The sequence below is a fragment of the Thiobacillus sp. 65-1402 genome, assembly GCF_001897685.1.
Taxonomy (GTDB): domain Bacteria; phylum Pseudomonadota; class Gammaproteobacteria; order Burkholderiales; family Thiobacillaceae; genus Thiobacillus.
Map to the genome: position 1 here is coordinate 1 of NZ_MKUG01000078.1, position 10936 is coordinate 10936.

The following is a 10936-nucleotide window of genomic DNA, read 5'->3' on the forward strand; positions in this document are numbered from 1 at the left end:
GCCCGCCGACACCGGCTTCATCGCCGCCACCCGCAGCCCCGCTGCGCGCAGGGCGTGGATCAGCGCCACCGCCACCCGCGTCTTGCCGACGCCGGTGTCGGTGCCGGCGACGAACAGCCCGCGTGCCGTCATGGCAGTCCGCGCTGGCGGCGGCGCTCGTCGATCTTCAGCCGGATCACCTGGCGTCCGTCCTCGCGCTGCGTTTTGTCGCCTGCCCACGCATGGCCGTAGATCACCTCGAAGGTGGCCGGCAGGCGACCTGCGAGCCGGTGCGTTTCATACGCCTGCTCCAGCCGCATCCATGCCGATTTGCCAAGCAGCCCGCGGCGCCGCGCCGTTGCCGCGTTGTGCGCACCGATGCCCTTGAGATCGCGCATCAGGGTTTTGAGATCGGCGTAAGTCAGCGTCAGCATCTCCATCTCCATCACCGGGCTGGCGAAACCGGCATGCATCAGCATGTCGCCGATGTCGTGCAGGTCGATGAAGCGGTTGACGTGCGGTGCGTCGTCGATGGCGGCGAACGCCGCGCGCAATTCCTTCAGCGTGTCGGGGCCGAAGGTGGCGAACATGAGCAGGCCTCCCGGCGCCAGCACCCGATGCATGCCCTTCAACGTGGCTTCAAGATCGTGCGCCCATTGCAGAGCCAGGCTCGACCAGACCAGGTTCATGCTGTTGGCCGCCAGCGGCAGGCGGCCCATGTCCGCGCATACCGCGTAGTGCTGCGGCGCGTTACGCGGCAGCAGATGCGCCAGCACGCGCTGCGCCCGCGTCGGCTGCGGCAGCCGCGCGCGCGCGGCCGACAGCATGGACGGGGCAATGTCGAGCGCGCAAAGTTCGGCCGCCGGGTAGCGTGCATGCAGATGCGCCAGGCCATAGCCGGTGCCGCTGCCGACATCGAGCACGCGGCCCGGCTGTAGGGTCACGAAGTCGAGGCGTTCCAGCAGGCGGTCGCACACCTCGCGCTGTAATACCGCATGCGCGTCGTAGCTGGCGGCGGCGTGGTCGAAGGCGCGCCGCACTTCGGCGAAATCGAGTGCGGGTTCAGCCATGTGCAAACCGCCCGATTGCAGCGGCCACCTCTTCAGCGTGCGACAAGTGCGGCGCGTGCGCGGCACGGCAAAACGCGATGTGCTGTGCGCGCGGCAGGGCCTCGGCCAGCCAGGCGCCGGCCGCCGCCGGCGTGAGGGTGTCGAGCGCGCCATGCAGCACCAGAACCGGCTGCGCCAGCTGCGGCAACTCCGCACGCAGATCGGTGTCGCGCAGCATCGCCAGCCCGCCCGCCAGGGCCTCGCTGCTGGCCGCGGGCGCTGCCAGCAGCGTCTGCCGCAGCCGCTGCAGCAGCGTCTTCTGCCCCGGCATGCCGCGCGTCTGCAGGCTGAGGAAACGCAGCAAGGTCATCTCCGGCTCGGCCAGCAGCGCCGCGCCGAAATCCTCCAGGGCGGCCGGCGCCATGCCGTGCGGCCAGTCTTCCGCGGCGACGAATTTAGGCGTCGATGCCAGCAACACCAGGCGCGCGATTTTGTGCGGGTGATCGAGCGCCGCACGCATCGCCACCTGCCCGCCGAGCGACCAGCCGAGCAGCGTCGCACCCTCCGGCAGCTGTTGTGCCAGGTCGTCGGCCCAACCGCGCAGGGTGTTGTCAGCCACGGCATCACGCCCGCCGTGGCCGGGCAGATCGAACGCGCGCACCTCGAAAGCGGCCGCCAGCAGCACCGCCAGCTCGTCGAATACGCGGGCATTCATACCCCAGCCGTGCAGCAGCGCGAGGAAGGGCTTAGGCGACGGCATGCAGGGCCTCGACCAGCAGCGCGACATCGTCCGCGCTGTGCGCCGCCGACAGGGTGATGCGCAGCCGCGCCGTGTTGACGGGCACCGTCGGGGCGCGGATCGCGGCCACCAGCAGACCGCGCTGCAGCAAGGCTTGCGACAAACGCACCGCTGCGTCGTTGGTGCCGACCACCAGCGGCTGGATCGGCGTGTCGGACGGCAGCAGCGCGCCGTGTTTCAGGCCGGCCAGGCCTTCACGCAGCTGCGCGACATGGCCGCGCAGGCGCTCGCGCCGCGCGTCGCCGGCTGCGATCTGGCGCAGGCTTTCCAGCAGGCACGCCGCCAGCAGCGGCGGCGAGGCGGTGGTGTAGATGTAGGGCCGCGCTTTCTGGATCAGCCAGTCGATCACGCTGGCATGCGCGGCCACCGCCGCGCCCGCCACGCCGGCCGCCTTGCCCAGGGTGGCCAGGTAGATCACGCGGTCGCTCGCCCGTGCGCGCTCGCTGAGCCCGCCGCGGCCGTCGTTCAGCACGCCGAAGCCATGCGCGTCGTCGAGATAGAGCCAGGCGTCATGGCGCTCGGCCAGGTCGAGCAGCGCATCGACCGGCGCTATGTCGCCGTCCATGCTGAACACCAGGTCCGAGGCGATAAGCTTGTCCTGCGCCTTGCTCGCCGCCAGTTGCCCTTCGAGCTGGGCCAGGTCGTTGTGGCGATAGCGGGTAAGCGTCGCGCCGGACAGCTGCGCGGCGTCAACCAGCGAGGCGTGGTTGAGCTTGTCGCCGAACACTTCGCCGCGGCGCCCGAGCAGCGCGGTCAGCACGCCGAGGTTGGCCATGTAGCCGGTGGTGAACAGCAGCGCCGCCGGCTTGCCGACGAAGCGCGCGAAGGCGGCTTCGAAGTCCTCATGGAAGCGGTGGTGGCCGGCGATGAGATGCGCCGCCCCGGCGCCGACGCCGCATTTGTCCAGTGCCGCATGCGCGGCCCGCACCAGCGCCGGCTCGGCGGCGAGACCGAGATAGTCGTTGCTGCAGAACGAGACGACGCGCCGGCCATCGATCGTGACGCGGGCGCCCTGCACGCCATCGAGCAGCAGGCGGCGACGCTCCAGATGATCGGCCTGCAGCGCCGCCAGCCCGTCCTGCAGACGGGTCAGCGCGGCGTGCGTCACAACGGCATCAGGCCCAGGCTGTCGAACAGGCGCTGGTCGCGCTCCCACTCCGGGTTGCCGGTGGTGAGCAGCTTTTCGCCGTAGAAGATCGAGTTGGCACCGGCGAGGAAGCACAGCGCCTGCACCGCATCGCTCATCTGCTGGCGGCCGGCCGACAGCCGCACGAAACTCTTCGGCATGCAGATGCGCGCGACCGCGATGGTGCGCACGAATTCCAGCGGCTCGAGCGCCTCGGTGCCGGCGAGCGGGGTGCCCTCGACCTGAACCAGCAGGTTGATCGGCACCGATTCCGGCTGCGGGTCGAGCGCGGCCAGCTGCGCGATCAGGCCGGCGCGCTGGGTGCGCGACTCGCCCATGCCGACGATGCCGCCGCAGCAGACGTGCAGATCGGCGCGGCGCACGCGTTCCAGCGTGTCGAGACGGTCCTGGTATTCGCGGGTGGTGATGATCTCGCCGTAGAACTCGGGCGCGGTGTCGAGATTGTGGTTGTAATAGTCGAGCCCGGCCTCCTTCAACTGCTCGGCCTGGCCGTCCTTCAGCATCCCCAGGGTGGCGCAGGTCTCCAGGCCCAGCGCTTTCACCTCGCGCACCATGTCGAGCACCGGTTCGAGATCGCGCTGCTTCGGCCCGCGCCACGCCGCCCCCATGCAGAAGCGCGAAGCGCCGGCGACCTTGGCGGCTTTCGCCGCCTTGAGCACGTCGTCGAGATCGAGCAGCCCCTGGTTTTCCACCCCGGCGTCGTAGCGCGCCGACTGCGGACAGTAGCCGCAGTCCTCGGAACAGCCGCCGGTCTTGACCGACAGCAGCGTCGACAACTGCACACGGTTGGGATCGAAGTGTTCGCGGTGCACCGCCTGCGCCCGGTACATCAGGTCGGCAAACGGCAGTTCGAACAGCGCTTCGATCTCCGCCATGGACAGGCGGCTATGGGGTTGGGTCATGTCATTCATGGATTGTCGTCTCGTCAAATCGTCGGGCGCTGCGGGGCCATTCGGCGGCCGCGGCCATGCGCGACCGTGCACATCCCGCTACGCGGGTAAATCCTGCTTGCGGCTCACGCCTCCACCTCGACGGTCATATCCGTCCACGGCTCGCGCGCGGCCCTGAAAATATCGAACAGCGCCCACGGCACGATGATCAACACCGCCAGCCCCAGCACCAGCATCAGGCCTCGCCAGCCGTCAAGCAGGCCGTAGAGCGCCGGCCCGATCACCATCAGGCTGCCCATCACGCCATAAAAGCGGTAGCCTGCCCATTTGTTGTAGTGCGCGGAGCGCGGGTTGGGATGATGGGCAATGCTGGCGTAGACGAAAATCGACGCGCCCAGCCAGATCATCAAGGGCGGCAGCGACAGCACGAAAGGCAGGAAACCGACTTTCTGGCTGGCAAGCAGCTTGCCCAGCAGCATCGCGGTGAGCGACAACATCATCACCGAAACGGTGATGATGTTGAACAACTGCGCGGCAAAACGGGAGGAGGCGGCAGGAATGAAATGCGCGGTTTTCATGGCCCGAATTCTCGGGGGTGGCGCCGCCCCTGTCAAATCAGGGCAGGGGAAAAATTGAACATCAGATCAATTTTTAATCGTTTCGCGCTCCGCAAGGCGGCGCCGGCCTACTCCTCGCTGAAGTCCCGCCTGGCGTGGCACCGCATGCCCCGCGCCTGTCTGCTGTGCGGGGCCGCAGCGGGAAACCGCCACCTGTGTGGCGCCTGCCTGGCCGATCTGCCCTGGCACAGCCAGCCGCAGTGTCCGCACTGCGCCACCCCTACGCCCGCAGGCCAGGTATGCGGCGCCTGCCTCAAGCATCCCCCCGCATTCGATCGCAGCTTTGCGGCGCTGGCTTATGCCTTTCCGCTCGACCGCCTGATCCCGCATCTGAAATACCACGGCCGGCTTGCGGTTGCGCCGGTACTGGGCGAGTGCCTGGCCCGCGCCGTGGCAGCCGCCCCCCGCCCCGACCGGCTGATCGCCATGCCGCTGCACGCGCAGCGTATCCGCGAACGCGGCTTCAACCACGCCACCGAAATCGCACGCGAGACGGCAAGGCGGCTCCGGCTTCCGCTCGATGTCGCCAGTTGCCGGCGCATCCGCGACACGCCGCCGCAAATGGGGCTGAAGCACGCAGCGCGGCAGCGCAATGTGCGCGGCGCATTCACGTGTTCGGATGGCGTTCGGGGATTGCATATCGCATTGATCGACGACGTGATGACGACCGGGACCAGTTTCGACGAACTGGCCGCGACGCTGAAGCGGGCAGGCGCGCGCGAGGTGAGCTGCTGGGCGGCGGCACGCACGCTGCCGCCGCCATGAGAAACGCCCCCGCAACGGGGGCGCGGATAGGCGCTGAGGCGCAGCGGCCTCAGCAAGCCCGGGGGAATCCCTCCTCGATCGGCAGTTCCGGATCCTGCGACCATTCGTTCCACGAGCCGAAGTAGATCTTCACATTCTTGACCCCGGCCTCCTTGAAGATGAGGAAGGTGTTGGACGCGCGCGCGCCCTTGAAGCAATACAGGATCACCGGCGTTTCCGGCGTGATGCCGGCGGTGAGGCACTCAGCCAGCACCTCCTCCTTGGCCTTGAATACCGGGCCGGCGGCGCCGGGTTTCATCATGCGATACCACTCGATCCAGCGCGCGCCGGGAATGCGGCCTTTACGCGGGCTGAAATCACGGCCGTACGGCGACGAGCTCGCACCGATCCACTCGTCGACGTCGCGCACGTCGAGTAGCGTCACCCCGCCGGCGTCCATCGCTGCCAGCACTTCGTCGGCGTCCACCATCACGTCGGCCGAGCCGCCCAGCGGGAACGCTGCCGGCGTCGGCGCCACCGTTTCGGTGCTGGTCGGCAAACCGGCTGCCTGCCAGGCCTGGTAACCGCCGTGCAGCACCTTGATCTTGGGATAGCCAAGATAGTTGAGAATGAAATAGCCCCGGCACGACTGACCGAAACCCGAGTCCATGGCGTCTTCGTACAGCACGGCGGTTTCCTTGCCCGACAGACCCGCCGAGCCGAACATCTCGGCAAACTTTCCCTTGAGGACTTCAAGCCCCTGCGGATCGGAGGTTGCCAGATGGGTAAAAATCTCGCGCAGGTTCACTGCGCCGGGAAGATGGCCCCTGGCATAGGCGGCGGGATCGCGGGTATCGATGATGACCATGGGCTCGTTCGCCATCGCGGCCTGCAGGTCGTCGGGTTCAATCAGTACACTCATTCAATTCTCCTGGTCTGTAGTGCAAAGAAGCCTGCCTGGCGGCAAGCTGGATCGCGACAAGGTGCGTGCAGGCCGATGCGGGTTGAGCGCACCCACGTCCATATACGCAACCTATCGACAGGCCGGGAGTTTATAAATAAAACTTACGGAGTTTCAGGGAAAGAAAATGCGCGGAAAACAGTACGAAATACTCACGGAATCTTGCGCCGCACCCTGCCCGCTTCAGCTAGGCGTCGCGCACCTCACCCGTAGATTTCTTCCACCGCAAAAATCCGCCGGTGCTCGCGCATGGCATAGCGATCGGTCATGCCGGCGATGTAATCCGCCACGGCACGCGCGCCTTCCAGCGACTCGCGCGCCTGGTGTTCGGGCGGCAGCAGGCGGGCATCGCCGGTAAACGCGGTATAGAGGTCGGTGATGATGCGGTTGGCCTTGGCGCTCATCCGCGCCACCTTGTAATGGCGGTACAGATGGCGCAGCAGGAAGCGCTTGAGTTCGCGGTGCTCGTCGAGCAGTGCCGGGCTGAATGCCGCCAGCGGCGGCGCCGCGCGCACCTCTTCCAGCGTCTGCACGCCGCTGTTTTCGATATTGATGCGGGTGGTGTTGACCAGGTCGAGGATCAGCGTATTGATCATGCGGCGCACGGTTTCGGTCACCACGCGGCGCCCGCCCAGCGTCGGATACAGGCTGCGTACCTCGCTCTGGTGGCGCGCGAACAACTGCACTTCCGCCAATTGCTCCTCGGTGATCAGGCCGGAACGCAGGCCGTCGTCGACGTCGTGATTGTTGTAGGCGATCTCGTCAGCCAGGTTGGCAATCTGCGCTTCGAGCGAGGGTTGCTGCTTGTTCAGGAAACGTTCGCCGAGCACGCCGAGTTTTTCGGCATTGCCCAGCGAGCAATGCTTGAGGATGCCCTCGCGTGCCTCGAAGGTGAGGTTCAGTCCGTCGAACCCGGCATAGCGTTCTTCCAGCAGATCGACCACACGCAGCGACTGCAGGTTGTGCTCGAAGCCTCCATGTTCGCGCATGCAGGCATTCAAGGCATCCTGCCCGGCATGGCCGAACGGCGTATGGCCGAGGTCGTGCGCCAGCGCCACCGCCTCCACCAGGTCCTCGTTGAGGTTCAACAGGCGCGCGAGGGTGCGGCCGATCTGCGCCACCTCGATACTGTGGGTGAGGCGGGTGCGGAACAGGTCGCCCTCGTGGTTGACGAACACTTGGGTCTTGTATTCCAGCCGGCGGAATGCGGTGGAATGGATGATGCGGTCGCGGTCGCGCTGAAATTCGGAGCGCGGCGCAGCCGAAGGCTCGGAATGCTGCCGCCCGCGGGTTTGGCTGGAATGCGCTGCGTAGGGAGCGAACGACAGTTCCATCAAATTCCTTTCAGCGCGGCTCAGTCAGCACGCCGCTCAGCACATCGGCCGGCACGTCACCGGTGATCACCGCCTCGCCCAGCTTTTTCAGCAGCACGAAGCGCATTTTTCCGCCCTCCACTTTCTTGTCGTGGCCCATGTATTCCAGCCAGGCGTCGACACCCAGATCCGGCGCCACGTCCGGCAGCCCGGCGGCCCGGATCAGCGCACGGGTGCGTTCGACCTCAGCCTCGCTGAGCCAGCCCATGCGCTGTGAGGTCTGCGCTGCCATCACCATGCCTGCCGCCACCGCCTCGCCGTGCAGCCAGTTGCCGTAGCCCATGCCGGTCTCGATCGCATGGCCGAAAGTGTGACCCAGATTGAGAATCGCGCGGATGCCGCCTTCGCGCTCGTCCTGCCCCACCACCTGCGCCTTGATCTCGCACGAGCGGTAGATCGCATGCGCGATCGCCGCCGGATCGAGCGCGCGCAGCTTGGCCATGTTGGCTTCCAGCCAGGCGAGAAAATCGGCATCCCGGATCAGTCCGTACTTGATCACCTCGGCCAGCCCCGCCGACAGTTCGCGTGGCGGCAGCGTCTTCAGTGTAGCGGTGTCGGCGAGCACCACTTTCGGCTGGTAGAACGCGCCGATCATGTTCTTGCCGAGCGGATGGTTGATCCCAGTCTTGCCGCCCACCGAGGAATCGACCTGCGACAGCAGCGTGGTGGGAATCTGGATGAAAGGCACACCACGCTGGTAGCTTGCCGCCGCGAACCCCGTCATGTCGCCGACCACCCCGCCGCCCAGCGCGATCAGCGTGGTCTTGCGTTCGGCCCGCTGGGTCAGCAGCGCATCGAAGATCAGGTTCAGCGTTTCCCAGTTCTTGTAGGCCTCGCCGTCCGGCAACACGATGGGGGTCACTGCCACCCCGCCTGCCTGCAGGGTGGCAGTAAGTCGTTCCAGGTAAAGCGGCGCCACGGTGGTGTTGGTCACCACCGCCACCCGCTTTTGCGGCAGGTGCGGCAGCAGCAAGTCAGCGTGATCAAGCAAGCCGGCGCCAATGTGTATGGGGTAGGAACGGTCGCCGAGATCGACGTTAAGGGTTTGCATGTAACCAGTAAAATGAGAACAGTTGCCTGATTGTAACCAAAGCAGCCACTTTCCCTGAGTCCGCAAGTCTCCTGTCACTTGCTGCCATACGGGCCGATTGGCATGATTACCCATGAACCCGTTCAAGCCAGCCTGGCTCGGCTCAGCCATGCTGCGCCGGCATCGGTCAGACGTACCCTTGGTTGATGCTGTCGCTTCACCGGACCCGATGAAATTTCATGTGCGCAATCCAGTTTCAGCATGGCTGCCATACCTGACCGCTGTACTTTTGGCGCCTCCTGCTTCGCCCGATCAAAGCCTGGGACAGGCTGTCTTCCCAGCGCATTGTTCAGGGACCTGGTGCACGGCTCGTTTCTGGCGAATGCAGCACAAGGCAAGGCAAGCTTTTTGCCGGCGTCCCCGAAGTCTGGCGCAAGGCCATCAAATCACGTACCGTTCACATACCGATCGGCGTTCGTTAATACACCATACAACAGCTCCGCTTGACCGACATTCTCATGCTTGTGAGGAAGCTTGATCCATGCGCCATCCTGCAGCAGATATCAACGGAACCCTGCCGACAAACCGCTCTTTGAATACCGGGATCGCCCCATCATGCCCAGGCTGCGGTTCAATTGGCATATCCCGCATTGGCAGCATCCCGGACGCATTTGAGTTTGCCGGAAGGAAACTCGACACTCCGCTACCAGGAGGCAGCCTGTATCGCTGCCGCGTGTGCACTCTCCACTGGCGACACCCGCAGCCGGACAAACGCGAGCTGGACGCCCTGTATCGACAGGGCGATGCCGCTTCCTGGCAGTACCACCCTGTCAGGCGTCAGGACTGGCAGATAGCCATGGCCATCATTCGCAAGAATGACGGCCTCCATTCAGTACTCGATGTCGGCTGTTTCGACGGCCGCTTTCTTGACCATTTGGGCACGGACTACCGGCGGGCGGGCATCGAAGTCCACCCGCGTGCCGCAGAGCATGCTGCAAGCAAGGGAATTCAAATCGTCGGACGCGACTTTTCAGATCTCGAAACGCTGCCCACCCCCTTCGATGTCGTTGTGGCGATGGATGTCATCGAGCATGTAGGCAACCCCAAAGAATTTCTCGGGTCCCTGGCCAAGGCAACCCGGCCAGGCGGCCTGATCATCGTTTCCACCGGCAACACCGCTGCCTGGTCATGGCGCCTCATGCGCGGCATGTACTGGTATTGCAGTATTGCCGAACATCTTTCGTTCATTAACCCGCAGTGGTGCAAACTCATCTCGCACGAACTGGGACTGGAGATCACCGATTTGGAAACCTTCAGTCACGAGCCTGCCAAACCATCCGCAACCTTCCTTCAGGCATCGGCCAACCTGTTTTATCGCTGCCTGCCGAATCTGGCATACGGGCTGCGCCGTTTCCATGCACTGCGCAAAGGGCTTGCCTGCCGCCCTTCCTTCAGAACGCCGCCGCACTGGCGTTCGGCCAGAGATCATCTGCTGGTAGCCTTTCGCGTTCCCCTGCGGGATGGCGCGCACGATCTGCACTGCACCGATGCCCGGGTATCCCTTGAGGTCTCGCGGCCGGCTTCATGAAACGCAACGCTCGATGGCATACCAACCCACTCCAGATCCAATCAGGCGCACGACCATGCCGACCTCTTTCTGTCACATCATCAATCCCTTTCCATGCCCGGAAACTTCCGAGCACGGGATCGCGAGCAAAATCACCTACGAGAGCCTGCGCATCGCAGTGGAAGACGCGCACAAGCAGGGAATCGACGTCGAGGTTCATGCCGTCGTGCTGCCGGGCGATGAAGTGGCGATCAAGCCCCCCGCCAAGCTCGCCGGCCATCTGGCCCGGACCGTCCAGGACATCCGTCCGATGTCCCCAAAGAGACCCCTCCCCCTGATTTCCGACATCCTGACGATCGGCGCCGGGGCGGCCCACTGCGACTATCTTATTTTCACCAACATGGATATTGCAGTTCAGCCCGACTTCTACTCGCAACTGCATGAAATCATCGAAAAACGCTTCGAGCCTGGCACCCCATTCACTGTTTATCGGAGAAACATTTCCAGTCACTACACCCGCATCGAGCAACTGCCCGAGATGTATCGGCAGCCAGGCCCATTCCATTACACACAACTCATAGTGCATGAGCCTCGCGAGCGAATCTGATTCCTGCGGCGAAATCCATGACGCGCTGGAGGCCAAGCCAAATGGTCTTCACGCCCGGCTCGCCGTCGCCCTTGCGCGCCAGGAAACCGCCGAGCATCGCCACCAGGCGCACCAGTTCGTTGAGTTTGGGTGGTGTCTTCGGCACCTTCTTCCGATTCAGGATATAGGCCGCC

General features: G+C 65.0%; 13 protein-coding genes. 3 read left to right on the forward strand and 10 right to left on the reverse strand.

What is annotated here, in order from left to right; translation table 11 throughout:
• The 6 genes from BGO62_RS06585 to BGO62_RS06610 all read right to left on the reverse strand — a co-directional run.
• A partial coding sequence (locus tag BGO62_RS06585; RefSeq protein WP_296640484.1) for a dethiobiotin synthase occupies positions 1–132 on the reverse strand: 132 nt, incomplete at its 3' end.
• The gene (bioC, locus tag BGO62_RS06590) at positions 129–1049 is read right to left on the reverse strand and encodes a malonyl-ACP O-methyltransferase BioC (RefSeq protein ID WP_296640462.1); all 921 of its coding nucleotides are present in this window, start codon (positions 1047–1049) and stop codon (positions 129–131) included. The genes bioC and BGO62_RS06585, both read right to left, overlap by 4 nt.
• Positions 1042–1788: a pimeloyl-ACP methyl ester esterase BioH gene (gene bioH, locus BGO62_RS06595; protein ID WP_296640465.1), complete on the reverse strand. Its 747-nt coding sequence runs from the start codon at positions 1786–1788 to the stop codon at positions 1042–1044. The genes bioC and bioH overlap by 8 nt, the downstream gene beginning before the upstream one ends.
• A complete protein-coding gene (gene bioF / locus BGO62_RS06600) occupies positions 1775–2935 on the reverse strand; it encodes an 8-amino-7-oxononanoate synthase (RefSeq protein ID WP_296640468.1) in 1161 nt (386 codons plus the stop codon). The genes bioH and bioF overlap by 14 nt, the downstream gene beginning before the upstream one ends.
• Positions 2932–3885 carry a biotin synthase BioB gene (gene bioB / locus BGO62_RS06605; RefSeq protein WP_296640470.1) on the reverse strand — a complete coding sequence of 318 codons (954 nt, stop codon included), beginning with the start codon at positions 3883–3885 and terminating at the stop codon, positions 2932–2934. The genes bioF and bioB overlap by 4 nt, the downstream gene beginning before the upstream one ends.
• A 104-nt stretch (positions 3886–3989) precedes the next feature.
• Positions 3990–4442 carry a hypothetical protein gene (locus tag BGO62_RS06610; RefSeq protein ID WP_296640472.1) on the reverse strand — a complete coding sequence of 151 codons (453 nt, stop codon included), beginning with the start codon at positions 4440–4442 and terminating at the stop codon, positions 3990–3992.
• A 144-nt stretch (positions 4443–4586) separates the two neighbouring features.
• Here BGO62_RS06610 and BGO62_RS06615 point away from each other — a divergent pair, with 144 nt between their 5' ends.
• Entirely contained in the window at positions 4587–5246 is a 660-nt protein-coding gene (locus tag BGO62_RS06615; RefSeq protein ID WP_296640474.1) for a ComF family protein, read from the forward strand.
• Between the two features lie 49 nt (positions 5247–5295).
• Here the strand turns inward: BGO62_RS06615 and BGO62_RS06620 are convergent, their stop codons facing one another.
• The 3 genes from BGO62_RS06620 to aroB form a co-directional block, all read right to left on the reverse strand.
• Entirely contained in the window at positions 5296–6147 is an 852-nt protein-coding gene (locus BGO62_RS06620) for a sulfurtransferase (RefSeq protein ID WP_296640475.1), read from the reverse strand.
• 242 nt (positions 6148–6389) lie between these two features.
• The gene (locus BGO62_RS06625) at positions 6390–7520 is read right to left on the reverse strand and encodes a deoxyguanosinetriphosphate triphosphohydrolase (RefSeq protein ID WP_296640477.1); all 1131 of its coding nucleotides are present in this window, start codon (positions 7518–7520) and stop codon (positions 6390–6392) included.
• Between the two features lie 10 nt (positions 7521–7530).
• Positions 7531–8610 (reverse strand): 3-dehydroquinate synthase, encoded by a 1080-nt coding sequence (gene aroB, locus BGO62_RS06630; protein WP_296640479.1) that lies wholly within the window; start codon positions 8608–8610, stop codon positions 7531–7533.
• Between the two features lie 520 nt (positions 8611–9130).
• On the opposite strand from aroB, the gene BGO62_RS06635 reads away from it, so the two are divergent.
• Both BGO62_RS06635 and BGO62_RS06640 read left to right on the forward strand, forming a co-directional pair.
• Positions 9131–10177: a methyltransferase domain-containing protein gene (locus BGO62_RS06635; RefSeq protein WP_296640480.1), complete on the forward strand. Its 1047-nt coding sequence runs from the start codon at positions 9131–9133 to the stop codon at positions 10175–10177.
• 55 nt (positions 10178–10232) lie between these two features.
• The gene (locus BGO62_RS06640; RefSeq protein ID WP_296640481.1) at positions 10233–10763 is read left to right on the forward strand and encodes a hypothetical protein; all 531 of its coding nucleotides are present in this window, start codon (positions 10233–10235) and stop codon (positions 10761–10763) included.
• Here the strand turns inward: BGO62_RS06640 and BGO62_RS06645 are convergent.
• Positions 10732–10936: IS4 family transposase (locus BGO62_RS06645; protein WP_296640482.1), on the reverse strand; the 205-nt coding region annotated here is incomplete at its 5' end. The genes BGO62_RS06640 and BGO62_RS06645 overlap by 32 nt on opposite strands.

What these genes read in the sequence shown, in the direction of transcription:
- BGO62_RS06635 (WP_296640480.1), top strand. Translation starts at nt 9,131, where the DNA reads ATGCGCCATCCTGCAGCAGATATCAACGGAACCCTGCCGACAAACCGC.
- bioC (WP_296640462.1), bottom strand. Translation starts at nt 1,049, where the DNA reads ATGGCTGAACCCGCACTCGATTTCGCCGAAGTGCGGCGCGCCTTCGAC.
- BGO62_RS06615 (WP_296640474.1), top strand. Translation starts at nt 4,587, where the DNA reads ATGCCCCGCGCCTGTCTGCTGTGCGGGGCCGCAGCGGGAAACCGCCAC.
- bioB (WP_296640470.1), bottom strand. Translation starts at nt 3,885, where the DNA reads ATGAATGACATGACCCAACCCCATAGCCGCCTGTCCATGGCGGAGATC.
- BGO62_RS06620 (WP_296640475.1), bottom strand. Translation starts at nt 6,147, where the DNA reads ATGAGTGTACTGATTGAACCCGACGACCTGCAGGCCGCGATGGCGAAC.
- BGO62_RS06625 (WP_296640477.1), bottom strand. Translation starts at nt 7,520, where the DNA reads ATGGAACTGTCGTTCGCTCCCTACGCAGCGCATTCCAGCCAAACCCGC.
- BGO62_RS06610 (WP_296640472.1), bottom strand. Translation starts at nt 4,442, where the DNA reads ATGAAAACCGCGCATTTCATTCCTGCCGCCTCCTCCCGTTTTGCCGCG.
- bioH (WP_296640465.1), bottom strand. Translation starts at nt 1,788, where the DNA reads ATGCCGTCGCCTAAGCCCTTCCTCGCGCTGCTGCACGGCTGGGGTATG.
- BGO62_RS06640 (WP_296640481.1), top strand. Translation starts at nt 10,233, where the DNA reads ATGCCGACCTCTTTCTGTCACATCATCAATCCCTTTCCATGCCCGGAA.
- aroB (WP_296640479.1), bottom strand. Translation starts at nt 8,610, where the DNA reads ATGCAAACCCTTAACGTCGATCTCGGCGACCGTTCCTACCCCATACAC.